The following is a 25,485-nucleotide window of genomic DNA, read 5'->3' as shown; positions in this document are numbered from 1 at the left end:
TTATAAAATTTAATTTATCTACTTACAAAAGTCAAAAACAATACAACAAAGTACTATATACATAATTTAGTAATACTTTGACTAACTACAAGATATAAATACAAAATGTAAGCACTGAAAAAAGAATCAAGGCTACTGCTAAAAATATTAACTATAACTTAAAGAAAGCTCTAGACTAGTCTACAATGCAAATAACAATTTTACTGAGAATTGAGGACTGATAATCTAAAATAATTTACTCCACTATGTTTTTAGTAAGTGGAGTTTTTGTCTTCGATTGAAGAGTGAAAAGGTGTAGTGATTAATAACTCGGCTTTAACCATGATTTTTCTGGCAATTCAACTAATAACTAGCACGTCCAGCAAACAAGTTCCATAAAAATATAGCAACTATTGCACCAATAATAGCAACAATTACACCAGGGATACTAAGGGCTGCTGCGGTGAGTTGTAGTCTTCCTGTCTCTAAAAGAGTAACTATAGTACCCCCTATCAAAGCACCGATGATACCTAAAATCATGGTTGTAAGAATTCCGCCTCCCTGACGACCAGGATAAATAGCTTTAGCTATGGCTCCAGCAATCAGACCCAGAATTATCCAAGCAATAATGTTCATAAATTTAATCTACAAAGACTTTATATCTAGCCTATTAATTACAATACTATTTTCCTTCTATCGGAAGATATAGCTATTAAACATTAATAAATTTAGCCCCCTTTCTCAAACTCTGAGATACAACCTTATAGACACTCTTCCTAGTTAGTAGCGATGGTCTATTGCTTCGGTTGTGAGGACTTCGATCATCGTTACTTAAAAAATCTATGTTATTACATATAACAGTAAAATCTCTACCAACATTGAGTTTGCTTGATTACATACTATATTAAAGTCTGTATAAAACTCAGCAAAGCTATCTACTTAAAAACCTCTAGAGACTTAAATCATTTGTAGATATTCAGTTGATTCAATACCAATACTATCTGCTTGATGGCGCAGATATTTGCTGAGATATTTGCTAATTTTGAATAAACGAGAACTATCCATAATGCCAGTCTCTTGAACCTTACTCGTCGTCAGGTATCATTACCAAGTTTTTTTGATAGTTTCACATTCCATAGGAGATTAACAAAATTTGTTTCACTATCAAGGCTAATGCAACTCCAATCATTACGATGAGTGTTAACTTACCACCAGGAACAAGTGGTTGATTCACACTATTTAAGTTTTCCTGCTCTTGACGTTGCTTCCAACTCATCAACGCCGGAATAATCCCGCCTAAAACTGAAACACTGAATGTTCCAGTGTAGTCTAGGGCAGCAAAGAAGATGCTGGGATTAAGCGTCCCAAGACTCATAGGAGGGAAAAGAACCAGTGAATACAGAGGTAGGCGACTAGAAGATTCACCTTGGGTAATTAGAGAAATATCTTTGAAGAAATCTAACAACCCGTACACAAATCCAATAAATGAGGTGACGATCGCAAACTCTGAGAAAATCGATACTAGTACTCCTAACCATTCTCCTGCACCACCAGCTCGCAAAATTTGCAGTGGATCAAAAACGGTTCTGCCATCAGAAATACCTTGTAATACATCGGAACTGACACTTCCCAAAATCACAGCATTCCACGCCAAGAACATGATGAGGGGAATCGCAGAACCAATGACGATGGAATTACGAATCTTGCGGACATCTCCTTCTAGTTGGGTCACAACTACAGGCACAACGTTATGGTAAAACAGGGCGACACACATGACTGAAACGGCGCTACCAAGGGCACTCCAGTTCTGAAATAAAAATTGGGCACTTTTAACTTGCCCTCCTCCCAGCAGTAACAGTCCTAAGAATGAAACAATCACAATCCCGACAAAGGCGCTGTTTAATTTCTCAATAAACTTTTCTCGCCCAAGATACATGATGCCGCCAAATAGGAGAGTGAAAGTCGTTGTCCCCACCCACATAGGCAAAACGTTCTGCACACCCCAGACTTTTGCAACCGCAGAGATTAAAATTTCCCCACCCTGCGTAATATATGCCACTAACAGAGCATAGTGCATGAATAGATAAGCGCCGCCAGCAATTCGTGCTCCCAGCTTACCAAGAGTCTTCTGAACAATTACCAACAAACCTACACTCTGTCGCCCCTCTAGATGCATTGCATTCAAGGTTACTTCTGCAATTAACAAACCTGAGACTAAAGCGTAAAGCCAAACAGCAATCAGTAGGGCTGTGGATGGCAAAATCCCAGATGGCAAAGTAACCGCAGGTAGGGCGAGAATACCAGCCCCAACCGTAGTTCCCGCAATCAGAGCAGTACTCCCCAATACACTACCCGGTTGATGGTTGAGCTTATTTCCATCAAATTCGAGGTGAGAAAACAACCGAGTGACTTGCTCTTGATTTGATTTGAGAACAGTCTTCATAAGGGTAATACTAAAACATACACGCCCAGGCCAAGTATACAATGTTAACATCTGTAAAGATTTAAGCAAAAACCCTTGACTTACTGCTCTTTCAGCTAAATTTTAGGATTAACAGAATGATTGCTCACTTCATAATTAATACAACTTTCTGAGTGGGGGTGTAATTTGGTAACACGAGATTAAGCTTTGCTTGGTTGAGATGCAGATGACGTTCTAGCACAGCAGAGATTACATCCCGAAAATCAGTAGCGATCGCTAAGTCTCTGCTTTGGTAAAGTTGAGCTGTTGATAGACCAGGCCATTCCCCATAAACTTTACCGCCACGAACTTGACCACCCAAAACCCACATCACATTGCCATGTCCGTGGTCAGTGCCACCACTACTATTTTGCTGCACTGTGCGGCCAAACTCGGACATCACTATAATTGCCGTGTTTTGGTAAACGGGCCCCAAACCTTTGACCAGCGCCGTCAAACCTTCTCCCAATTTTCCTAAGTTCTGGGCTAACTGTCCTTGAGTGCCACCCTGATTGACATGGGTATCCCAACCACCCAAAGCTACAAAGCCTAACTCAATTCTGGGGTCTTTGACCATCAGTTGTGCTAATCGTTGGGCATCGCTAGTAAACCCGCTGGGTAAAGGCGCACCATTATTGGCCATTGCCATTTCGCTATCTAGGTTACTCATTAAAGCCTGACGCGCCATCCGTCCTTGCCGATAAGTTTGACTCAGGGCATCATTACCGCTATAAAGTTGGTCAAAAGCCGCTCCGACTTGAGGATGATCTATTGACAGAGGCTTACTAGCATTTTTACCTCTTGCTAAATTAGCTACAGCCATCCGACCAGAAAAAATCAAGGGTATTGTCTCCCCCAGACTCACTGCTTGTATGGGTGTCTTGTTGGAAATCACCCCCAGTAAACGATTCATCCAACCATCCTGAGTACGTTTTTCACCAGGCGTAGCACTTTCTATGTATTGTTGAGCATCAAAGTGAGAGCGAGTCGGGTCTGGAGAACCGCAAGCATGAACAAATGCCAGACTACCTTGCTGCCAAAAGGGCATCAAAGGAGCCAATACTGGATGCAACCCAAAGCGACCATCTAAATCTAGGACTCCCCCGTTCTTACCTGGTTGGGGAATAGCAATTTGCGGTCGGGCTTGATAGTAAGCTGTCTCTGAGTAGGGAACCACTACATTTAAGCCATCCACGGCCCCACGCAAAAAGATTACAATCAAGCGCTGCTGTTTACTGTTCTGGGTAGAAGATTTAGCTACCCAAGCATTGCTTCCTATGGCTGTGATTGCGGAAGCTGAAAAAATTCCACTTTGGATGAGAAAGTCGCGTCTTTTCATAATTGTTAGCGGCGCATAAATTCTGGACTGCCCAAAATTAAAGCTGTACGGATTTGAGGAGAACTGGAGGCGATCGCACTTTGAGTTGTTTCTGAAAAAGAATTGCCCAATGTATTACTTAGTTGTCTAGCATCTACAGTCACAATGGGAGGTCTTTGCCGTGTTCTAATTCCCTGCTGTTCTGGCGTTCCTTTCTCCACCTCCATCTTTGTTAGTGAGCCAGATTGCGGTAAATTTGCAGTGGTGATCGCAATAACAAAGCTGAGGCGGCGAGCGATGGCGTCAGGATTTAACCATGCATCTTCGGTGTTTTTATAACCATTTGGTGTCTGACAACGGTAGAGGGGCATTGCCAACTGTTTGAGAAAGTCGATTATTGATATTGGTCTGACGTGCTTCACGTTGATATCTGTCGCCCGCACCACTGAGATAGCGTATTGATATGGCGTTTTGAACTTGGTGTTAAAGTTTTTCGTGTCCCAGAACTCTCGGCTGTGAAAGAGAGTATTGAGAACCTGGCGAATATTGCCATCGGTGGCGAGGTAGCGCTGTGCTAACTGGTTTACCAAAGCACTGGGGGGGCGATCGCTAACAAAATATTGAGCTAACTTGTAGCTAATATGACGTGCGGTAGCAGGACTGCGAGCCAATATATCTAGAGCTTGCTCTCCCTCGGCTTCACCACTGCCTTTAATGGTGTGTTTTAAGAAAACTTTGTCACTAAAATCATGACGCTTTGGGTTGAAGAAAAATCCTGAACCATTCTTCGTCTGCTGTTCAGGACGACTTAATCCCCAGCCACTCAAAATCCGCGCTAGAGCAATTACATCTTGCTGAGTATAGCCTCCATCCACACCTAGGGTGTGTAGCTCCATTAATTCACGAGCATAGTTCTCGTTCAAACCTTGGATATTACCACGAGCATCAGGACGACTAGCGGCACTATTTCGGAAGTTGTCCAAATAATACAGCATCGCCGGATGGTGAGCTGTTGCTCCCAACAGATCACGAAAGCGACCCAAGACATGAGGTCTGATAGCCGCTTGTTCGTAGGCTCCCACCCACAAACCATTGTGTCCTTTACCAGCATCCACATTGAAGTGGTTAAACCAAAAGTCCGCCATCACTTCCTGGAGTTGTCGGGAACTGCTAGTTGCTCGTAATAACCGTGCTTGAATTGCCTCATTTAGCACCTGTCTAGCATGTCTGTCAGCGACTTTAATTTGTTCGGAGCTGGGTTTTTGTTCCGGGGAAGGAGCTTTTCCATACGCCAAGAGTTCCACCGGATTTAGGCGTAAAGTTTCTAGCTGAGAGATTTGGCTAGTGAGGCTTGGCGGCTCAGAAATAGAGTTGGGTGAGAGTTGTTCTTGGATGTAACGCTCTACACCCATAGACTCCACTCTTTGCATATCTCCAGGGCGAGGCCCAAAGCTAAGGCGATTGACTATATGTATTACTTTTGGGTCAATTGATGTAGGAGTTGCGTTGCTGGGGTCAATTCCTCCCAGTAAGATCAATAGCGATAACACCCAGTGTTTAGGTTTCACAGTCATAGGGCTAATGTTACTGTGGTGGAGGATTTTTTTTTACATGCGATCGGCAAACTTTAGATATCATAACTAATACCTTAAGCTTTTCTATCCATCCGTGTCATTACTTATATTTATGAGACTGTATGGATAGAAAAAGGTTCAAATGCGTACTCTCAGTCAGGAAAATAATTTACCAACTTGTGCCAAATCTACATTCCCACCGCTGATGATTACACCAATCCTTGCGTGTGGTGCTTTAACTACACCTTCTAATAAAGCTGCTGCTGCTAATGCGCCAGTGGGTTCTACTACAATTTTGAGGCGTTCCCACAAAAAAAACATGGTGCTAATAATCGCTTCTTCCGAAACTGTCACCATATCATCGACGTAATGCAGCACTAAGGGAAAGGTAATCTTACCAAGGCTGGGAGTACGAACACCATCGGCGATAGTATCAGGATTTTTGACGGTTTGTAGAGTTTTGCTGTGAAAAGAGCGGGTAGCATCGTCAGCTAGCTCTGGTTCTACGCCAATTACTTTACAATTGGGTAAAAGTGCTTTGGTAGCGATCGCACAACCGGAAATTAATCCGCCACCACCACAACAAACTAACAGCAAGTCCAGTTGACCAACTTCTGCAATTAGTTCTAAAGCCGTTGTCCCCTGTCCCGCTACTACATGCGGATGATCGTAAGGGGGAATAAGTGTGAGAGCGCGAGCGTGTGCTAGATTTTGAGCTAATTCTTCCCGGTTTGTTTCTTGGCGATTGTACAAAATCACCTCAGCACCGTAGCTACGAGTAGCAGTCTGCTTGACTGCGGGAGCATCGTCAGGCATGACAATTGTAGTGGGAATATTTAGCAGCTTTCCAGCTAAGGCGATCGCTTGGGCATGATTCCCCGATGAGTAGGTAATCACGCCTTTTTGTTTTTGTGCTGCGGATAGTTGCAAGAGTGCATTGTATGCACCTCTAAATTTGAATGCTCCTGTGCGTTGAAAATTTTCGCACTTAAAAAACACCTGGCTATTGGTGCGATCGTTGACTATTCTGGAAGTTAGCACAGGTGTGCAATGAGCAATACCCAAGAGCCGCTCTTGCGCTGCTTGCACATCGGTTATGGTGACGGAGTTATGCTGAGGCATTGATGGCAGTATTGTCACTCAAAGACTAATTATACTTCTCAATGCTGGCTTCCATACGTAGATGCAGAGCATCTTTTCATTAGATATCGCCTTCAAAACTCCAATTTTTTAGCTCAGAACTCGGAACATCGAGCTTGGAACTCGGAACATCGAGTTCTGAACTCGGAACATCGAGCTTGGAACTCGGAACATCGAGCTTGGAACTCGGAACATCGAGCTTGGAACTCGGAACATCGAGCTTGGAACTCGGAACATTGAGCTTGGAACTCGGAACATCGAGCTTTAATTTCCAAAATTCAAGCTCAAAACTTTAACTTTTAACTTTTCAAGCAGAATTGCCGAGACAATAACATGAACATGAAAGTTATTATTTTAAACTTTCGTCGCTAACAGTTGTACTGCTCATTTGTTCTCGTAAAACTGCAACTTGAGAAAGCATGATTTTCTCCATCGCACCAGTTTCCATCACTCCCATCCAGCGAATCATCGACGAGATAAATAGTTCTTTGAGGTACGCGAAGGAAAAGCCATCTGTCAGTACAACCATCTGACTCAAAACCTCGTCAGATAAGCGCATTGTAGTTTTCAGTTTATTGTTCCACAAAGCGATATAAGCTTCTCTTTCGAGAATCTCTGGTAATTCAAAGTGATACTTGCGGTCAAAACGGCTGGGGCGATCGCAAATTGCAGCATCTAAACGCTCTGGATGATTAGTACTGGCAATGGTGACAATCCCCTGGTTCAAGGCGAAGCCATCAAGTTCATTCAAGAAGAAAGAACGATTTTCGTCAGTCAACAGAGAATCGATATCTTCTAATATCAAAATACAAGGCGCAGACTGCCGTGCTTGTTTGAATACTCTCCGCATATTTTCACTATCAGTAGCATATTCAGACTTGAAACTTTTTACATACAAACAAGGCTGCTGCATTTGATTAATCAATGCTTTGATCGTGTGAGTTTTGCCATTTCCCGGTGAGCCAATTAGCAAAATACCGCGCTTCCAAGGAACACCATAATCTGCGTAAGTTTCTCGGCAGGCAAAGAAATTTATTAGGTCATCTTGAATATCTTGTTTGAGATTACCATGCAATATCAGATTCTCAAAATTTGCACCTTTGATAGATTGAAAAAGGTCTGGGTTTTTATCCCAGTAACCATCTTCAAAAACTAAAACTTCGTCACGAATTTCTGAGTTCCATTCACAAACAGCAGCAAAAAATTGTTCAGCTAATTCTTTGGTATCAGCCAAAATCCAGTGATAGCGAGTTTTACAATAACCCTCATGCCAACTCATTAAAAGTACATCGAATTTATTTCCTTGCCATGTCACTTCAAAGCTGGCATTTTCTGTATAGTTATAAATTTCGTTATCCATTCCATTCCAACCAGTGATAATCTGATTGTGGATATAAGCGTCATATTGAATATGACAGAGGTTTGCTTTAGCATAGCTCTCTAAATTAAACGAAGAGTCACTACCTTCTAGTAGTACTTTCTGAGGATAAATTGCTGCTAACTCTTGACTGACGTGGTAGGCGATCGCACTATTAGGTAAGCTCAGTGCTTCTATAATCAATTGTTGGATTTTCACAGTGATTTAGTCTCTTGGGTGGTAGGAATGTAGGAATCCTGACATTAGCAATTAGCTACAATACATCTCAAACAGATTCCAGATAATCAATTAAAAATTACAGAATTCTTAAGCAGTAACCTCTACCGCTCATGTTCACATTCATAATCTATCTCCCCTGTGAAAAGCCTCTATTTATCCACATCTACAGTTTTATTTCCAAACATCGACTTTACGCTACAGGTTAATTTTATACAAATCGCTGCATAAACTCATACATTAAATCTACCCTGCCCTTACGTAACATCGCTGGGTCTAATCTTTCGGTAGTGTTACAAGTCATCAAGATAGCCAAACGCTGCTTTATCTGAATCCCAGAATCATCAATTACACTTTGATACAAAGTCCCATCCAGCAAACTCAGAATATGTTCCGTTTTGTTATTGTATTGAGCTACTTCAGAAGCGCGATTTTGTGCTAAATTATCAGCTTCATTAATCACAATACAAATACGCTCTAAATAAGTTGGTGGTACAAAGTTAGCGATCGCATCATGATCTAGAATAAAGATTACATATCCTAAAGGTACAAGAATTTCTTTTGCTACTGCCTGCGTCCATGCAGTTTTACCTGTACCTGGTTCACCATGTACAACAACTGCTAACTGGTTTTGATTAAGAACTGCTTGCTGTACTAAGTCAGTAAAGTCCTGAATATCCGTCGGGAATGTCCGAATAGGAAATTGACTATGAACTTTGCCTACACGACTTTGATATCCACTCAGCATTATTGCTAAGTCGTAAGTTGCTTTGTTAATTAATGGCGTGATATTTGTCGCCATTAAAGTATACTGTCGCCGTCCGCGATCATAGGGGTCAATTTGTAGCCAAATGTCATATTTAGACCAGTAAGCATAAACAGTATTAATAACATCTAGACGTTCCCAGCTAATAAATCTATTTACAGGAAAATAAAAATCTCTTTCTGAATAATACTGGGTAATAATATCAGGACGTTCCAATAGCTGTAAAACTCGCAAGATAGTAATTTCTTGCAGTCGGTTAAGAACGTAATCAATGGGAATACTACTACGGCTGACAAATTGTACAATAGGTGTTTCTGTTGTTAAAACATCTTTGTATCGATGATCTGGCGACAGAGGATCAGGTGTGATATAGCTCCAAAATTTTTCAATTTCGTAGCGTGTGTTATCAGATACAATATTCAATAAATTAGCCCACCAAGCATAATTAGTGCGTCCTAAAGTATCAGCAACGGTACTTGCTAAATTCAAACCTTTTTGGCTTAATTCTTGCGTGTCATTGTACAATAGCTGCCATAAAAATCCCCAGTCTAATTCTCGATGAAATGGTCGCCAACCGCTAGCAAGTAAGCTCTGACGGTTGTTATTTGCAGGAGTGCCTTCATTGCTTCTAAAATAATCAAAACCCATATTTTTAGTTTTGCAGCGTTAACAGAGTTATTTTTTCTGACGCAAGGGATTCTCAAAAGTTTTCTTGTAATATAAACTACTTGCGTGCAAGTCGCCATTATAAAAGTATCTATCTATTAAAATCTGAACTTTTAAGACACGCAAGCAGGTGAATAGTAATATTTTTTACATTTAAATACGTGAGAATGAGTGGTCAATACCTTAATATTCTGTTACGGCTGGCAAAAAAATAGAACGTTATGGCTAACTCAAATCTTTGAATTTTACATAACTTTATATGTCCACTCACTCCTAGGATTTAAATAATTAATAATCAAACTAGACGAACTCTTTTGCTCACTTATAGCTAGAGAGTTAGATAGAGGTTTAAGTCCTCTTGTAGTATATTGTAATACAAAAAAAGTTTGAGTCAAGTTTTTTAATTGTTTTGGTTAAAAACTGAGATAAAAATATTTAAGGAACTGATTTATTACTTTACACTTTGTTTCAATATATTTTGATCTCATTAGCGACTTGATAAACTAAAAATAGTTATTTGCTAAAATCAGGGATTTCAAGGCAATGACAGGAATAATTTGGTTTTTGATTTTCTGCTTTCTTTGGCTAATTGGTTTAACCCTTTTGGCAGAAGTTTGGTTTTATGAAGAAGAACAAGAGTTTTAATGGCGAATGGTAGCTTGTGCGATCGCCAATGTGTTTGAATATATTACTTTTGAATTATAAAACTTCGAGATGCCTGATATGAGAAGCCTATTGAAGGACTGGGGGATTTTTTCAAGATATTAAATCACAAATCATTAAGCAATTTGGCCCAAAATAAAAAAGTAAACGTAAAATAACTCAATTAAATACCATAGACATTTAGTAAAAATGACCTATGGATAGCCGCTACAGTTTTACGTCATTAGACCTTTTGCATAAATGCCTAAATTGTCATGTTGAGCGGAGCGAAACATCTCGGTGATTCTTTCCTGCGGAACTAAGGCGTAGCTTGGCTTTTGCGTAGGGGTATACTCCACTACGTTCTGGTCAGAATACACCTACTCATAATTAACAAATTTCTCCAGGCATCTAACAAATATTTCCACACCCATTGCCAACGCAGTTTCATCAAAATCGAACCGGGGATGATGATGAGGATAAGCTAAGTCTTTGTCCGGGTTAGCAGAACCTAAAAAGAAATAACAACCAGGAACTTCTTGTAAGAAGAAAGACATATCCTCGCCGCCCATAGTTTGACATTCCGGCACAATACCCACAGGAGTTTCTATCACTTCTTCTGCCACCGATCGCACCAGTTCCGCCATACCAGCATCATTAATTACAGGTGGATAAAGTGACGAATATTCTAATTCATAACCTGCACCATGACTGTGGCAAATTCCTGTAATAATCTGCTCGATTCGCTGTTTGAAAAAGCCTTCAAAAGCAGGATTAAAATACCTGACAGTGCCACTCATTCTCGCTGTATCAGCAATTACATTGCGTCTCGTTCCAGCATGAAGTTCGCCAACTGTCACCACAGCTGAATCAATGGGATTAACATTACGAGCGACAATGGTTTGCAGGGCATTAACGATTTGGGCAGCAACGACAACAGAATCAACAGTTTGATGGGGTATAGCACCATGTCCACCTTTGCCCAGAATGGTGCAGTCAAATAACTCTACAGCTGCCATCAACGCCCCGCTGCGGACACCCACTGTTCCCAAGGGCAAATTATTCCACAAGTGCAAACCGATAATTGCATCTACATCAGGATTTTTGAGTACCCCAGCTTCAATCATCGGTTTTGCACCTCCTGGCCCTTCTTCTGCTGGCTGGAAGATAATTTTCACCGTGCCGGCAAAGTCTTCACGATGCTGATTAAGATAGTAAGCTGTGCCGAGTGCGATCGCTGTATGTCCGTCATGTCCACAAGCGTGCATTACTCCATCATGCTGCGATCGGTAGGGAACTTCGTTAAGTTCTTGAATTGGCAAAGCATCCATATCTGCCCGAATCGCCAAAACTGGCAATTTTGGATTTTGAGAGAAGTCTGAGCGGAGGCTTCCTCCGTTGGCGCAGCCCGCCGCAGGCATCAGAACTTCGGAGATTTTGGATTTTGGATTAGATTGTGGATCTAGTTTGTTACCTTTAATGATGGCAACAATTCCAGTCTGAGCTATACCCGTTTGATGCTCAATTCCCCATTCTTGCAACTTGCGCGAGACAAACTCAGCAGTCAGTTTTTCTTGAAAACCTAACTCTGGTTGTTGATGCAATCGCCGCCGCCACTCTACTAACTGTGGTTGCAATGAACGGATTGAGAGCCGGATGCGAGATAGATCAACAGAAGCGGGGTTGGGAAAAGTAGAAACCATTATAAAAACAACCTAGGTGAACACTGCTAAATTAGGTTATTTTCCTAGTTTAATCTTTCAGAAAGTGTCAAGTATTTCTAAATCTAAATCTGATGCTATTTGGGCAAGTTTATCCAAATCAGTTGGGTTATCTAGATAGGGTAAGCAGCCTAAAACAGGCGTGTTAGTTAGTGATTGAATCAAGTCTGGTGGTGTCCAGTCGGCTATTTCGGCATCGGAACGGGGTTGTATGCAGTTAAGGACAATGCCTTTGAGATTGACGCGTGATTGTCTAGCTAATGCCACATTCGCTACTGCTTGGGCGATCGCTCCTAATCTGACTGGCACTACTAACACTGTTGGTAAACGCCATTGTCCCGCCAAATCAGCTATTGTTAGTTCCTCGGTTACTGGTGAGCCTAACCCTCCCAAAGCTTCTACGAGAAGGAAATCGTGACGTTTTTGCAGCCCTGATAAAGTTTGCCACACCACTGCTAAATCAACTTGACGGTTTTCTTTTGCTGCGGCTATGGGAGGCGCTAGCGGCGCTTGAAAGTACAAAGGTGTAATTTCTTCAGCAGATTGCTCTAGCGAAAATAGCTTTTGATATAATTCGCGATCGCCCACTCCCGATTGAATCGGTTTCATAATTCCCCAGCGACGCTGCGGGTAATATTTTCGCCAATAGGCTGCCAAAGCTGTGGTTAAAACAGTTTTGCCAGCCTCCGTATCAGTTGCAGTAATCAGTAGTGTGTTCAACATTAATTTCTTTGATCAGGAAACGGTTGGGGAGTTACATCCGCAGGCGGGAAAGTTTGTTCTGCGCCAGTTGTAGGAGTTGGTGTAGGTATCTCAGTAAAAATTGGCGTCGGTGTCTCTATGGGTGTTGGTGTCTCTATGGGAGTTGGTGTAGGTGTCTCAGTAAAAATTGGCGTGGGTATCTCTATGGGCGTTGATGTCTCTGTCGGCGTTGGTTGAACTGGTTTTTCTAATGCCACATTGAGGTTATAGTTGCTTTCGGCAACTCCCGTATCTAGAGTTAGCTGAATAGTGTATCTACCACTAACTGGTAATGTTCCGTCATAGGATGTTACTTGCTGGGAGCTACTATCAATTGGTTGCTGATTGGGATCTAATACTGTTAGTAAAATACCGCTTCCTTGCTCAATAAATGTTGTTAACTTAGCTCCCTCTTGCCCAAAAAATGTGTATTGGATGATTTGATTTGCTTTTAGGGTATCTTCAACCGTAGTTATGTTAGATGCTCCCAGCCTGAGACGCTTATTAGATATGACAGGTTCATCATTAGTCGGTGTAGGTGTAGATGTGAATGTCGTACCACCTGAAATCACTGGTGAAGGGAAAGTTTGTGGTGGTGCTGTTTGTGAGGGAGCATTTGATTGACTGCGGATAGAACTGACCAGCGCCCAAGAACCAAATCCCGCTAATATTACCACAGCACTGCCAATAGCCCCGATCGCCAGTGGATTATCTAAGACTGAGCTTGCACGGCTGGGTGGAATCACAGGATCGGGTTTATTTGACGCAGCTGGTGGTGATACTGGGTTGGGGGCGCGACCAACAGCCATTGTTTGCAAGTTGGATACATCGGGAGTCGAGACACTGGATTGATTCGCTTGCAATGCTTGGATTACACTAGTGGCACTTTGGTAGCGATCGCTCGGCAGATGATTCAACATGCGATTTAACACCAGAGCAAATTGCGGATTCACTCTTACCCAGCGTTGCCAATTCCAAGTTAGTTGATTTTGATCAAATAAAGCATTTGGTTCTTTACCAGTCAGCAAAACTATCGCTGTGACTGCTAGTGCATACAAGTCACTACTAGGATAAGCTCGCCCTGTTTGCATTTGCTCACTGGGAGAATAGCCTAGTTTTCCTACAGTAGTAACTGGCGATGTGCTATCTGGGGATTGCAATCGTGTTGCTAGTTCTTTTACCACCCCAAAGTCAATTAACACTGGTTTAGCGTCGCTATCTCGCAAAATAATATTTTCTGGCGAGATATCTCGGTGAATAATTCCTCTACTGTGAATATGCTCTAAAACTGGCAACAGAGAGCGCATCAACTGTAATACTTCGGTTTCTGTGAAAGTTTGATTAATAGCTTGGCGCTCAGTCAACAAATCTCGATACGTCTTCCCTGCAACGTAGTCCTGCACTAAACATAAGCGCTGGTCTTGCTCAAATCTTTCTCGGAATTTCGGCACTTGAGGATGTTCTATTTGATACAAAATTGCCGCTTCTCTATGAAAAAGCTCTTGCGCTTTTTCCCAAGCAGAAGCTTCCGTTACCGTTGAGAGTAACTCTTTGATGGCGCAAAGTTCGTTAAAGCGCCTCTGATCTTCCGCCAGATAAGTTCTACCAAATCCTCCCTGTCCGAGAATTTGAATTATTCGATAACGATTTTGCAGGACAGTGCCAATTGTAATGGGTGGTTGCATGATCAATTGGTTAAGTGTAATAGCAACTGAGGAGTAACTTACTTAAAGTATGAAGTATAAACTTTCAAAGCTGAATTACTTAGAATAAAATACACTGGCTATAAACAACTGGCGTCAGCAGTCTTCCATAGAGGTTGGAACTTACATACAAAGACATACTTAACTTGATTTTCACGCTCTGCCCTCAGTAAGAATGTGTGAAAAAAGTGAGAAAGTCAACAATAGCAGGTATAAAATTGCTTTATTGATTTTATGTAGTTTACTGACGACAAAGAAGTCCCAGCGACAGCGGTATGGCTTGCCACGTAGTGCTTTGCCGTCCGCATTTAGCCATAACCAACACACAGGAAGGTTTGACAAATGCGGATGCTCTGAAAATTTATTGTATGAATTAGAACTTCTAAACAAGTCTGTCAGCTTATTTATTTGCCGCTAGTATCATAGAATAATCAGCTACTTTTATGTCCTTGCTCACAGGTGTTTTACCAATACGGTTTGTATAAGCACTGTTCCACATTTATTGTGGTCTGGGTAAAGGGCAAGGGTGAAAAGTGAATTCAAACATTTCCCTTTTTCCCTTTCCCCTTTCGCCGAATCGTATTGGGTGTTTTACTGTCTGAGAACCAACTTAAAGATTACTTAAGCTGTGAATAGTTCCCTCTCGGTTATAAATGAAGTAATTAGAAGCAGCAATTTTCCATACCCATCTTTGAAAGATTGAGATTATTTACCTCAAGCAGAAAAAAATTTGAAATATACATCTAGTGGACGTACTTAATGTCAGTTAAGCTATCAATGGTTTGTTTGCCATAGGGACTAGAGAATTAGTGAATAATAATTTTATGGAGAAATGTTTAAAGTTTGTATAAAAGCTTCAATAAACCTCACAAATGATTTTTTAGGCTATTTTTCGGTTAAATCTACTAAATCTCTGATGGTAATATTGCCATGAATGCACATCGAGGATCTGCTGTGCTCAGCTCTGCAACTTTCAAAGTGCAACCAGCAGCAACAGGACTGACTGATAATCATCGCCTGCGGCTATTTTCTGGCTCTGCAAATATACAACTGTCTCAAGAAGTCGCTCGTTATCTGGGTATGGACTTGGGGCCAATGATCCGCAAAAGATTTGCGGATGGAGAACTCTATGTTCAAATCCAGGAGTCGATCCGTGGTTGTGATGTTTATTTAATCCAGCCATGTTGTCAACCCGTGAACGATCACTTAATGGAATTATTAATTATGGTTGACGCTTGTCGTCGAGCTTCCGCGCGACAGGTGACGGCAGTAATTCCCTATTATGGTTATGCCCGCGCTGACCGAAAAACGGCAGGACGAGAGTCAATAACTGCTAAGCTGGTTGCTAACCTGATCACAGAAGCAGGTGCTAACCGAGTTTTAGCAATGGATTTGCACTCGGCTCAAATTCAGGGCTATTTCGATATACCCTTTGACCACGTTTACGGTTCGCCAGTATTGCTAGATTATCTAGCAAGCAAAGAACTGCCTGACCTTGTGGTTGTTTCGCCTGATGTCGGCGGTGTCGCACGGGCTAGGGCATTTGCGAAAAAGCTGGGTGATGCGCCATTGGCAATTATTGACAAACGTCGCCAGGCACACAATGTTGCTGAGGTGTTAAACGTCATCGGCGATGTTAAGGGCAAAACGGCAGTGTTAGTGGACGACATGATCGACACTGGGGGAACAATTGCCGAAGGGGCGCGATTGCTACGTGAGGAGGGAGCAAGTCAAGTATATGCGTGTGCAACTCATGCAGTGTTCTCTCCACCTGCAATTGAGAGATTGTCTAGTGGCTTGTTTGAGGAAGTCGTTGTCACCAATACAATCCCGATCACAGAAAATAATCACTTTCCACAACTAGTGGTGCTTTCTGTCGCTAATTTGCTTGGAGAAACCATTTGGCGGATTCACGAAGATACCTCAGTCAGTAGTATGTTCCGCTAACAAGCAGAAGACTGTCATTATTGTTACAGTCTTGTATGAACAAGTATGAGGTGTGAAGTATGAAATTTTTCAGCCTTCATACTTCATTTTTTATGAGATGCTAACGTTTCTACCTCAGAAACCACCCGTTCTAATTCTGCAACGATCGCAGCATTTCCAGTCTTTTTAAAGGCATCCACAAGCGCTCGATAATACCAAAGAGTACCTTCTCTACCTCCCTTAAAACGTTCCCAAAGTGATTCGCCCAACACGCGATAATCTTTGAGAATCGATTGAGCATTGTAAAGTTTATCGGCTAACGATACAAGTAGTACTGATGGAGAAGCATTAGGTATATGAGCAATGTATGCTTCCTTACGCTTTCGCCAAGGGGGTTTAGGTATTGCGTCGGCGTCAGTGCAGCCATCCACAATTTCTGTCACCTTGTCGTCAAAACGACGGCGAATTTCTTCGCGTGTTGCAGCACCGCCTTGATCTTCTACAGCATCGTGCAAAAGAGCCGCGATGGCTTCATCTTCGTTTGCTCCGTATTCTAAAGTAATACTGGCAACGCCTAACAAATGGGCAATGTATGGAACACCTGAACCTTTACGAACTTGGTTGGCGTGGAGTTGTGTAGCGTAGACAAGGGCTGCGGTAAAGCGTTCTGAAAGCATTGTATTCAAAGAATTATCTTGCGTACGTAGATACATAGCTGCTTGTCGTCAGACATCGCATTTTAACTAAAAAATTATGCGATCGCACTGCTTTTAGTATAATTTTGAGGGCAAACAACAGAGGCGAGATTTTGATTAGCGTAAAGTTTGACAATTTATCAAACTATTTAATTTAAACAAATAGCAGTAAAAGTTTACTTTCAAATAGCCATCTGTCATTTGTAATTGAGTAAATTAAACTTTTTAAAAATAAGCAAATTATGAAATATTAAACTTTTATAAGTACAATATATAAAAATTGTCTTGGCACTCTAATTTATGCAGATTTTTATCAATTAATTAGATGTGCTAGACCATTGTGGATATTTCCATAGCTCAGGATGTAATTAGGAAACAACATGGGATTACTAAGAGTTCTTTTAGCATTGACAGTTGTAGTAGCTCACTCAAACGCTATTTTTGGATTGATTTTTACACAAGGAGTAGTCGCTGTTCAGACTTTTTTTATCATCTCTGGGTTTTACATGACGATGATTTTAGAGAAAAAGTATATTGGTAAAGGTAGCTATAAATTATTTCTTTCAAATAGATTACTTCGACTTTATCCTATTTACTGGGTGGTACTAATTATCACAATAATCGTAAATTTAGTTGCAGTTTTTGTCATAGATAAGCCTGTGACTCTTTCTTATTATATTAATTATTTCTCTCAGATGAACTTTGGCACATTCTTGTTTACAGTCATTACGAATATCATCCTGCTTGGACAAGACGTTGTTATGTTCTTAGGGTTAAACACTGAAACTGGAAAAATGTTTTTTACAAGTGATTATTTCAAGACTGACCCGGAATTTTGGAGATTTTTATTTATACCCCAGGCATGGACTTTAGGCATTGAACTATCATTTTATTTAATTGCTCCATTTCTTGTCCGTAGAAAGACCTCGACAATATTAACATTGATATCTATTAGCTTGTTGCTTAGAGTCTACATATATTTTTATCTGGGATTGACTAATGATCCGTGGATTCATAGATTCTTTCCTACAGAACTAGCTTTATTTCTTCTGGGAACTATTTCTTATAGAATCTATTCAAAAATAGCAAATAAAAAAAATAGAAAGATAGAATTATCAATTACAGTAGTATTTCTTTTGGCTACTATTTTCTACCAGTTTATTCCAGATTTTTATAAGATGTGGAGTTTTTACATATTCTCATGCTTATCAATACCATTTATTTTTAAAGTTACAAAAGATTCAAAGTTTGATATGCGTTTAGGAGAGTTTTCGTATCCTATTTACATTGTTCATAGGATTGTTATTCAGGTGCTCACACCAATTACTGATCGCTTGAGAATTGATGACTACAGAGGTGAATTGGCGACAGTGTTATCATTTTTAGCCGCATTTCTATTAATAAAATATGTCTCAGATCCAATTGAAAAAATTCGTCAGTTAAGATTTAAAAATGCTAAAAAGACTATGGTTTAAGAATAAAACCATAGGACTCCTATTTGATTTTTGAAATACACGTAGGGTGAGCTTTGCTCAGCATATCCAGGTTTTGGTGGGCAAAGCCCATGCTACTTAAATTTCATCATTCATCAAATAGGATTGCCATATCATTATGATACATGCGTAAATTTTGTTAAATTTCTGGTATGCCCAATCTATAACTGGGGGAAATTATTAAATTTGGCTTATCAAAAAAAAGCTAGAGTCTTTACAGAAGCAACATCCCAAAGCTAAACAGGCAATTCGGTCTCTCTTAAGTTTTCTGAACCGAGAGAGTTTGCAAAAACTCTCTGGAATTGTGACGATTACGCTAGAATTGTTAAAGGTTCTTTACAGAGTTTGCTGATCATCCCCAATTCTGTTAGAAAAGCCTAGCATTTAAATGTAAATGTAAATCTCAAAACCCCTTCTAGAGTTCACCAAAAGCTTCTATGACGCTCCCAATTCGTAACGTCGCCATTATTGCCCACGTTGACCACGGCAAAACCACCTTGGTTGATGCACTTCTCAAACAATCCGGTATTTTCCGCGAAGGCGAAGACGTTCCGGATTGTGTCATGGACTCCAACGCTCTAGAACGGGAGCGGGGGATTACTATTCTGTCCAAAAATACAGCGGTTCGCTACAAAGAGACGCTGATCAACATTGTCGATACTCCTGGACACGCGGACTTCGGCGGCGAAGTTGAACGCGTACTCGGCATGGTTGATGGGTGTCTTCTAATTGTTGATGCCAATGAAGGCCCCATGCCTCAAACGCGCTTCGTGCTGAAAAAAGCGTTGGAAAAAGGATTGCGCCCTATTGTTGTTGTCAACAAAATCGACCGTGGTCAAGCTGACCCCCACGTTGCTGTTGATAAAGTTTTGGATCTGTTCTTAGAATTAGGAGCAGATGAAGACCAGTGTGATTTTACCTATTTGTTTGCCTCCGGTATGGGAGGTTATGCTAAGGAAAGCCTGGAAGCAGAATCGGTAGATATGCAACCCCTGTTTAATGCGATTCTGCAACATGTTCCACCACCTGTAGGCGACAGTAACAAGCCTCTGCAATTGCAAGTCACAACCCTCGACTATTCTGAATATCTGGGACGGATTATCATCGGCAGAATCCATAACGGTACTATCCGCACAGGACAGCAAGCTGCTTTGATAACAGAAAATGGCAGCATTGTCAAAGGTAAAATCAGCAAGTTGATGGGTTTTGAGGGGTTAAAGCGGGTGGAAATGGAAGAAGCAACCGCAGGTTATATTGTTGCGGTGGCTGGTTTCGCTGACGCTTATATTGGGGAAACAATAACTGATCCGAATGAACCCCAAGCTTTACCACTAATTAAAGTGGACGAACCAACCTTACAAATGACCTTTTGGGTGAATGATTCACCCTTTGCTGGTCAAGAAGGAAAATTAGTGACTTCACGGCAAGTGCGCGATCGCCTATTCCGTGAGCTAGAAACCAACGTCGCCCTACGCGTCGAAGAAACCGATTCACCTGATAAATTCCTGGTTTCTGGTCGTGGTGAACTACACTTGGGTATCTTAATCGAAACCATGCGCCGGGAAGGCTTTGAGTTTCAAGTATCTCAGCCACAAGTAATTTACCGAGAAGTCAATGGACAACCTTGTGAACCCTTTGAACTCTTAGTACTAGACGTTCCTGCTGATGCTGTTGGTAGCTGTATCGAACGTCTGGGACAACGCAAAGGCGAAATGCAAGATATGCAGCCAGGTGGTAGCGATCGCACCCAGCTAGAGTTTGTCATTCCCGCCCGTGGCTTAATTGGCTTCCGGGGTGAATTCATGCGGATGACTCGTGGTGAAGGCATCATGAACCACAGCTTCTTAGACTACCGTCAACTCAGTGGTGATATTGAAGCTCGTAATAAAGGCGTTTTAATCTCCTTTGAAGAGGGCGTCTCTACCTTCTACGCCATGAAGAACGCCGAAGATAGAGGCTCATTCTTTATTACTCCCGGTACTAAAGTTTACAGAGGTATGATTGTAGGAGAACACAATCGTCCCCAAGACTTGGAATTGAATGTCTGCAAGACCAAGCAGTTAACCAACCACCGCGCCGCTGGTGGCGATGAACTAGTACAACTGCAAGCACCAATAGACATGAGCTTAGAGCGTGCTTTGGAATACATTGGCCCCGATGAATTAGTGGAAGTTACACCTAAATCAATTCGTCTGCGGAAGATGTCGAAAAAGTTGGCGAAACGGTAAGTAAAATTATTTAGTCAATTTTGAAAGCCCGCTGATGCGGGCTTTTTGATTTGTTAGTTACAGATACCTATCTAATTAGGATTCGGCTTGCTATGAAAGATTAGGTGACTAGATGTAATCTTCTGTAAAATAATTTGATACCGGACGTTTGTGTAAGTAGCGAAGGATGAACGATAATGGTCGGTTCTAATAGTTCATTGAACATGGCACAAATCTCCCCAGATGTTAAAGTTACAGAGCAACAAGTCAGTGAAGAAGAGTTGCAACCTTTAATACAAGGATTTCAACTGCAATACACACATCTTCATGGACAGCTTTATCAAGGTAATTCAATTGATTGGCTTGCATCGCTTGATACTGAAAGCGTTGATCTAGTTTTTGCTGACCCACCTTATAACATTAAGAAAGCTGACTGGGACAACTTTGAGAACCAAGAGAAATATATTGAGTGGTCAATTCAATGGATTAGTCAAGTTTCACGTATCCTAAAGTCAACTGGCTCTTTTTATATTTGTGGTTTTTCCGAAATCTTGGCTGATTTAAAGCATCCAGCATCAAAATATTTCAAAAATTGTCGTTGGTTAATTTGGCACTATAAAAACAAGGCTAACTTAGGTAGTGATTGGGGACGTTCCCATGAAAGTATCATTCATTTTCGTAAATCTGATGCCGTTAAATTAAGTATTGACGATGTGCGGATTCCTTATGGAGCACATACATTAAAATATCCATCTCATCCGCAAGCAAAGACAAGCGCCTACGGAAAAGGAGCAATCAAGAAACACAATAACTGGACACCTAACCCAAAAGGTGCGAAGCCTAAAGACGTAATAGAGATTCCTACTACTTGTAATGGGATGGGTGAAACAACGCCTCATCCAACTCAAAAGCCAGAAGAATTATTGAGAAAATTTGTTCTTGCATCATCCAATGAAGGAGATTTGGTCATTGACCCATTTTCGGGTTCAGGAACAACTCTTGTGGTTGCAGAGCAACTTAACCGTCGCTGGATGGGATGTGATCTAAATATTGAGTACAACTGTTGGGCAACAAGACGATTAGAAAATGTCCGTCGCATGACAAAAGAAGAATGGATAGCCTTTGATCGTAAAAATGCAGAACGAAGGGATTCTATCCGATGAGTCTAGAGAGTTTGGTAAATCATGCAGTAGACAAAGAACGTTTTCAGACTATTCAAAATTACATTACCTTTTGCAGGAATTATCTACAATTTATAGCCACGGGCTTACAAGCCAAAATTGTTTCACAAAATGAACATCATTACCAGTTTTATCAATACCAGGATGATGGTTATTACAACATTACTCGCCCAATAAATACTCACTTAATGTATGAGGTAGAAACATTTGATATTGCTTCTAATCAGTTTTTACAAGCCCTTGAACAGTTGCGAGAGAGACAGTTACCTGATGACTCATTGAGGCAGGTTGTCATCTGTACCATCTATACAGTTCAGCAAGCTATTGGCGCTACCCTCGATGCATTACCCTCTGGAAAGTCTAACCAAGCTCGTAAAGTAAATGGGGATCTTTTCGAGCGTCTAATTCGTCTTTTGATTGCATCTCTCAACTTAGATTGCGTTTCTGGAACAGTACAAGTTCCAATTAGAGACGAGAGCGGAGCAATCTTGTTTCATACTAGCTATCAGCATGACTTGTTGATTAGTCAAGACGACGAACTCAAGATAATTGGCTCAGTTAAAACTTCGAGTAAAGACCGTATTGATAAAATTTTTGTAGATAAGTTCTTATACAACAAGCTAACTAGCACTGCTTTGCCTCACATTGCAATTTTCTTGAACGATGTGCAGAGAAAGAAAGCAAAGCAGCAAAATCGTTATGGCATTAGTGCAACATTTTTGCCAGGACACTTCAAAGCTTACACTATAAAACTAAATCTACTTGACGGTGTATATTACTGCGATATTCGTCCGAATATGATTACGGATGGATTGCTTTCACAACAAATCCAGACCATTGACAATTTATTTTATCGTGATATTTGGCAGTTACTAAGTAGTCATGGGCAGTCTCTAGAAGAAGTTGAAATTGAGGAAGGTGAGAACGAGGAAAGCGAATAATAGTGAAGTTTATTGCGATCTAACAATTAGATACCGATCAGAGCGCATTTGATAAGTGAAAAGCGATCGCTCAAAACTAGTTAAGGCTTCAGCCTATACTAAAAAGTAAGACTAGAACAATCTTGATCTCAAAATCTACTGGTTTCAATAGATGACCCGATTCCGCTCGCAACTGAATGTAAATTAAAAACCTAATTATGAAAAATATTGGGTTGACACCAGGAAAAATTACAGTTCCAGAAAGCAAGACTCTGGAAGAGTTTTTCAAACTTCCATACATTGAGGAGTCACCAGCTTGGGAATATATTAACGGCGAGGCAATTCAAAAACCAATGGGAGGAGGTAAACACAGCTTATTGCAAAAACGTTTAGTTGCAGTAATTGATGCGTTGGGAAGTAACTACGAAGCTTTTCCTGAATTGCGCTGTACCTGTGGTAATCGTTCAGTAGTTCCTGATGTAGTTGTTATTTCTACCAATCAACTACCACTGGATGAAAGCGGTGATATTATCAGCAGCGGTATTGATTTTGCACCCGCTTGGGTAATAGAAATTCTTTCACCGTCTCAAAGCCAAACTAAAGTAACTGGCAATCTTTTACACTGTTTGAGAAATGGCAATCAGCTAGGATGGTTGATTGATCAAAGTGAACGCTCTATTTTAGTTTATCAGCCTAATTCTTTGCCAGATTTGTTAGCAGGCAAAGATATATTACCAGTATTAGAAGATATGAATTTGACACTCTCTGTTGATGAAATTTTTGCTTGGTTACAGCGTAAAAATTGACATTATTCCTTCGGCTTAATAAGAAAAGGCAGGGTGAGTTTTTTGACTTAAAATGGTGGAAAATCTGAATAGAGGTTTTCTATGAGCATCAGTCTCACACCCGATCAAGAACGCTTTATTCAAACCAAGCTCCAGGCTGGGAAATATCGCTCCGCAGAGGAAGCCCTTGAAATGGCCCTACGGTTGCTGGATGAATATGATCGCGCTAATGCTGAATGGGTTGAGGATGTGCGAGAAAAAATTGATGCAGCGATTTTAGCTTCAGACCATACGCCACCTATTGATGGAGAAACGTTCGTAAACCAAATTTTAGAGCGATTTCGACAAGGACATCAAGCGCAAGCATGAGTCGCTACGTCATCAACATTCTTGCCAGCCGAGATCTCAATGAAATTGCCGACTACTTTGCCGAAACTAATCTTGAAGCAGGAGAGCGATTTTTCAGTGAATTCAACCGCAAGTGCCAACAACTTGTTACCTTTCCAAACAGTGGTAAAAGTTACGCGGAAATTCGTCCAGACCTCCGAGAATTGTCCTTGGAAGGCTACATCGTTTTCTACAAAGTGCTAGATGATGGTATTGAAATTCTGCGGGTTGTGAGTGGTCGTCGCAACTTTCCGTCTCTTTTGAGGAATCCAATTAAAAGCCTTTTTGGTAAACCCTTGAGACACTGTGAATTTCAGTCGGTGTTGGGCTAGAAAGGAAACTATGAAAATCATCAAACCCATCACTAACTGGTTAGAAACCCGCGCTTGTGCTCCTGCATATAGCGGTTGGGTATTGGCAGGAACCGCTATTTGTTTTTTTGGAGCAGCTATTAATACGATGGCTGGCTGGTTGTACGTTATCAGTGGTGTGAGTTTTGCTCTTTTGGGTGTAGCAGCGTTTTTACCACCGCGATCGCTCAGAGGTCTATCCATCAGACGTCTTCCTATCCAGCCAGTGTCAGCAGGTGACGAATTGACTGTGGAATTAGAAATCTGCAATCAGTTACAACAGCCTGTGAGCTTATTGCAAGTTGAGGATATATTACCTTTCGTCTTAGGAAAACCGATACAACAAGCAATAGAGACAATTCCTAGCCAAGGAAGTTATCGCTGGATATACTACCAACCTACCCAGCGTCGGAGCGTCTATCGTTGGCACACAGTTGAACTCGCTACTGGTGCGCCTTTGGGATTGTTCTGGTGTCGTCGTCAGCGGGAGTGTGCCGCGATCGCGATTGTTTATCCCACGGTGTTACCCCTTGCTACCTGCCCTCTAGTGGATGAAATGGGTCAAGAAGTAAGCAAGAAAGGTGATCCTCGTGGTAGACCCTTGCAGACAGCAACAGCAGGGTTAGTGCGATCGCTACGTCCTTATCGTTTAGGAGATCCCACCCGCCTAATCCATTGGCGTAGCAGCGCCCGCTATGGAGAATTAAGAGTACGGGAGTTAGAGATGATTACAGGTGGACAAGAGATAATTATTGCCCTTGACAGTGCCGTTAATTGGGAAGAACAGAATTTTGAGCAAGCAGTAATTACCGCAGCATCATTGTACTTTTATGCACAGCGTCAGCAAATGCCAGTGCAACTGTGGACATCATTGACAGGTTTAATCAAAGGCAAACATGTTGTTTTAGAAACCTTAGCAGCAGCCACAGTTCTAGAAGACGCCAACACAAAAGTTCCTGAAACCTACCCCTTGATTTGGCTAACTCAAAATCCCCTAAGCCTTTCTTCTCTTCCTCAAGGTAGCCGTTGGCTTTTGTGGCAAAATATTTCTTCCCCACCAGAACAAGTAATAATCAACTGGGATTATCCTGGCATCATCCTACAGAGTGATCAAGCTCTACAAACCCAGCTACAAAAAACATTACGTTGATTATTAATTCAAATTTTATGTCGTATTCAAGTTAAGCTTTTGTGATTTCCTCAATTTTGTTTGATCCCCACAGACCAGACATACAA

At 41.3% G+C, this 25,485-nt stretch carries 20 protein-coding genes; 9 read left to right on the top strand and 11 right to left on the bottom strand.

Annotated features, from left to right (window positions below):
• Window positions 1–342 precede the first annotated feature (342 nt).
• From HCR01_RS11115 to HCR01_RS11065, 10 genes are all read right to left on the bottom strand, one after another.
• Window positions 343–615, bottom strand: coding sequence for a GlsB/YeaQ/YmgE family stress response membrane protein (locus tag HCR01_RS11115; protein ID WP_193196271.1), 273 nt, complete (start codon window positions 613–615; stop codon window positions 343–345).
• Window positions 616–1,105: 490 nt separating this feature from the next.
• Window positions 1,106–2,422 carry an amino acid permease gene (locus HCR01_RS11105; protein WP_193196270.1) on the bottom strand — a complete coding sequence of 439 codons (1,317 nt, stop codon included), beginning with the start codon at window positions 2,420–2,422 and terminating at the stop codon, window positions 1,106–1,108.
• Window positions 2,423–2,546: 124 nt separating this feature from the next.
• Window positions 2,547–3,779 carry a DUF1501 domain-containing protein gene (locus tag HCR01_RS11100; protein WP_193196269.1) on the bottom strand — a complete coding sequence of 411 codons (1,233 nt, stop codon included), beginning with the start codon at window positions 3,777–3,779 and terminating at the stop codon, window positions 2,547–2,549.
• A 5-nt stretch (window positions 3,780–3,784) separates the two neighbouring features.
• Window positions 3,785–5,332: a DUF1800 domain-containing protein gene (locus HCR01_RS11095; RefSeq protein WP_193196268.1), complete on the bottom strand. Its 1,548-nt coding sequence runs from the start codon at window positions 5,330–5,332 to the stop codon at window positions 3,785–3,787.
• A gap of 156 nt (window positions 5,333–5,488) precedes the next feature.
• Entirely contained in the window at window positions 5,489–6,454 is a 966-nt protein-coding gene (locus HCR01_RS11090) for a threo-3-hydroxy-L-aspartate ammonia-lyase (protein WP_193196267.1), read from the bottom strand.
• Window positions 6,455–6,821: 367 nt separating this feature from the next.
• The gene (locus HCR01_RS11085; protein ID WP_193196266.1) at window positions 6,822–8,048 is read right to left on the bottom strand and encodes an AAA family ATPase; all 1,227 of its coding nucleotides are present in this window, start codon (window positions 8,046–8,048) and stop codon (window positions 6,822–6,824) included.
• Window positions 8,049–8,277: 229 nt separating this feature from the next.
• Window positions 8,278–9,480 (bottom strand): AAA family ATPase, encoded by a 1,203-nt coding sequence (locus HCR01_RS11080; protein ID WP_193196265.1) that lies wholly within the window; start codon window positions 9,478–9,480, stop codon window positions 8,278–8,280.
• A 1,040-nt stretch (window positions 9,481–10,520) separates the two neighbouring features.
• Entirely contained in the window at window positions 10,521–11,843 is a 1,323-nt protein-coding gene (locus tag HCR01_RS11075) for a M20 metallopeptidase family protein (RefSeq protein ID WP_193196264.1), read from the bottom strand.
• A gap of 57 nt (window positions 11,844–11,900) precedes the next feature.
• On the bottom strand, window positions 11,901–12,581 hold the full coding sequence (gene bioD, locus HCR01_RS11070; protein ID WP_193196506.1) for a dethiobiotin synthase: 681 nt from the start codon (window positions 12,579–12,581) through the stop codon (window positions 11,901–11,903).
• 2 nt (window positions 12,582–12,583) lie between these two features.
• Window positions 12,584–14,287, bottom strand: a complete 1,704-nt coding sequence (locus HCR01_RS11065; RefSeq protein WP_193196263.1) for a serine/threonine-protein kinase — start codon at window positions 14,285–14,287, stop codon at window positions 12,584–12,586.
• A 948-nt stretch (window positions 14,288–15,235) separates the two neighbouring features.
• Here HCR01_RS11065 and HCR01_RS11060 point away from each other — a divergent pair.
• Window positions 15,236–16,252 carry a ribose-phosphate pyrophosphokinase gene (locus tag HCR01_RS11060; RefSeq protein ID WP_193196262.1) on the top strand — a complete coding sequence of 339 codons (1,017 nt, stop codon included), beginning with the start codon at window positions 15,236–15,238 and terminating at the stop codon, window positions 16,250–16,252.
• A gap of 83 nt (window positions 16,253–16,335) precedes the next feature.
• Here the strand turns inward: HCR01_RS11060 and HCR01_RS11055 are convergent, their stop codons facing one another.
• Complete coding sequence (locus tag HCR01_RS11055) at window positions 16,336–16,908, bottom strand: HD domain-containing protein (RefSeq protein ID WP_193196505.1); 573 nt, start codon at window positions 16,906–16,908, stop codon at window positions 16,336–16,338.
• A 398-nt stretch (window positions 16,909–17,306) separates the two neighbouring features.
• Here HCR01_RS11055 and HCR01_RS11050 point away from each other — a divergent pair, with 398 nt between their 5' ends.
• The 8 genes from HCR01_RS11050 to HCR01_RS11015 all read left to right on the top strand — a co-directional run bounded on the left by HCR01_RS11050 (window position 17,307) and on the right by HCR01_RS11015 (window position 25,399).
• Entirely contained in the window at window positions 17,307–18,401 is a 1,095-nt protein-coding gene (locus HCR01_RS11050; RefSeq protein WP_193196261.1) for an acyltransferase family protein, read from the top strand.
• Window positions 18,402–18,856: 455 nt separating this feature from the next.
• Window positions 18,857–20,647: a translational GTPase TypA gene (gene typA, locus HCR01_RS11045; RefSeq protein WP_193196260.1), complete on the top strand. Its 1,791-nt coding sequence runs from the start codon at window positions 18,857–18,859 to the stop codon at window positions 20,645–20,647.
• Window positions 20,648–20,823: 176 nt separating this feature from the next.
• Window positions 20,824–21,789: a DNA-methyltransferase gene (locus HCR01_RS11040; protein WP_226889266.1), complete on the top strand. Its 966-nt coding sequence runs from the start codon at window positions 20,824–20,826 to the stop codon at window positions 21,787–21,789.
• A complete protein-coding gene (locus HCR01_RS11035) occupies window positions 21,786–22,748 on the top strand; it encodes a hypothetical protein (RefSeq protein WP_193196259.1) in 963 nt (320 codons plus the stop codon). The genes HCR01_RS11040 and HCR01_RS11035 overlap by 4 nt, the downstream gene beginning before the upstream one ends.
• A gap of 197 nt (window positions 22,749–22,945) precedes the next feature.
• Window positions 22,946–23,533, top strand: a complete 588-nt coding sequence (locus tag HCR01_RS11030; protein ID WP_193196258.1) for a Uma2 family endonuclease — start codon at window positions 22,946–22,948, stop codon at window positions 23,531–23,533.
• 81 nt (window positions 23,534–23,614) lie between these two features.
• Window positions 23,615–23,881, top strand: coding sequence for a type II toxin-antitoxin system ParD family antitoxin (locus HCR01_RS11025; RefSeq protein ID WP_193196257.1), 267 nt, complete (start codon window positions 23,615–23,617; stop codon window positions 23,879–23,881).
• Window positions 23,878–24,231: a type II toxin-antitoxin system RelE/ParE family toxin gene (locus HCR01_RS11020; protein WP_193196256.1), complete on the top strand. Its 354-nt coding sequence runs from the start codon at window positions 23,878–23,880 to the stop codon at window positions 24,229–24,231. The genes HCR01_RS11025 and HCR01_RS11020 overlap by 4 nt, the downstream gene beginning before the upstream one ends.
• 10 nt (window positions 24,232–24,241) lie before the next feature.
• Window positions 24,242–25,399 (top strand): DUF58 domain-containing protein, encoded by a 1,158-nt coding sequence (locus HCR01_RS11015; protein WP_193196255.1) that lies wholly within the window; start codon window positions 24,242–24,244, stop codon window positions 25,397–25,399.
• Window positions 25,400–25,485 lie beyond the last annotated feature (86 nt).

The organism is Nostoc sp. MG11 (assembly GCF_014904695.1).
In the GTDB taxonomy this organism is placed as follows: Bacteria; Cyanobacteriota; Cyanobacteriia; order Cyanobacteriales; family Nostocaceae; genus Komarekiella.
Note: the sequence above shows the minus strand (reverse complement) of the source record. Positions and strands in the feature narration are given on the sequence as shown.

Excerpts from the sequence above, each read along its gene's own strand:
- HCR01_RS11055 (WP_193196505.1), bottom strand. The coding sequence starts at position 16,908 with ATGCTTTCAGAACGCTTTACCGCAGCCCTTGTCTACGCTACACAACTC.
- HCR01_RS11075 (WP_193196264.1), bottom strand. The coding sequence starts at position 11,843 with ATGGTTTCTACTTTTCCCAACCCCGCTTCTGTTGATCTATCTCGCATC.
- HCR01_RS11030 (WP_193196258.1), top strand. The coding sequence starts at position 22,946 with ATGAAAAATATTGGGTTGACACCAGGAAAAATTACAGTTCCAGAAAGC.
- HCR01_RS11080 (WP_193196265.1), bottom strand. The coding sequence starts at position 9,480 with ATGGGTTTTGATTATTTTAGAAGCAATGAAGGCACTCCTGCAAATAAC.
- HCR01_RS11015 (WP_193196255.1), top strand. The coding sequence starts at position 24,242 with ATGAAAATCATCAAACCCATCACTAACTGGTTAGAAACCCGCGCTTGT.
- typA (WP_193196260.1), top strand. The coding sequence starts at position 18,857 with ATGACGCTCCCAATTCGTAACGTCGCCATTATTGCCCACGTTGACCAC.
- HCR01_RS11100 (WP_193196269.1), bottom strand. The coding sequence starts at position 3,779 with ATGAAAAGACGCGACTTTCTCATCCAAAGTGGAATTTTTTCAGCTTCC.
- HCR01_RS11040 (WP_226889266.1), top strand. The coding sequence starts at position 20,824 with ATGGTCGGTTCTAATAGTTCATTGAACATGGCACAAATCTCCCCAGAT.
- HCR01_RS11115 (WP_193196271.1), bottom strand. The coding sequence starts at position 615 with ATGAACATTATTGCTTGGATAATTCTGGGTCTGATTGCTGGAGCCATA.
- HCR01_RS11050 (WP_193196261.1), top strand. The coding sequence starts at position 17,307 with ATGGGATTACTAAGAGTTCTTTTAGCATTGACAGTTGTAGTAGCTCAC.
- HCR01_RS11090 (WP_193196267.1), bottom strand. The coding sequence starts at position 6,454 with ATGCCTCAGCATAACTCCGTCACCATAACCGATGTGCAAGCAGCGCAA.
- HCR01_RS11095 (WP_193196268.1), bottom strand. The coding sequence starts at position 5,332 with ATGACTGTGAAACCTAAACACTGGGTGTTATCGCTATTGATCTTACTG.
- HCR01_RS11060 (WP_193196262.1), top strand. The coding sequence starts at position 15,236 with ATGAATGCACATCGAGGATCTGCTGTGCTCAGCTCTGCAACTTTCAAA.
- HCR01_RS11035 (WP_193196259.1), top strand. The coding sequence starts at position 21,786 with ATGAGTCTAGAGAGTTTGGTAAATCATGCAGTAGACAAAGAACGTTTT.
- HCR01_RS11020 (WP_193196256.1), top strand. The coding sequence starts at position 23,878 with ATGAGTCGCTACGTCATCAACATTCTTGCCAGCCGAGATCTCAATGAA.
- HCR01_RS11065 (WP_193196263.1), bottom strand. The coding sequence starts at position 14,287 with ATGCAACCACCCATTACAATTGGCACTGTCCTGCAAAATCGTTATCGA.
- HCR01_RS11025 (WP_193196257.1), top strand. The coding sequence starts at position 23,615 with ATGAGCATCAGTCTCACACCCGATCAAGAACGCTTTATTCAAACCAAG.
- HCR01_RS11105 (WP_193196270.1), bottom strand. The coding sequence starts at position 2,422 with ATGAAGACTGTTCTCAAATCAAATCAAGAGCAAGTCACTCGGTTGTTT.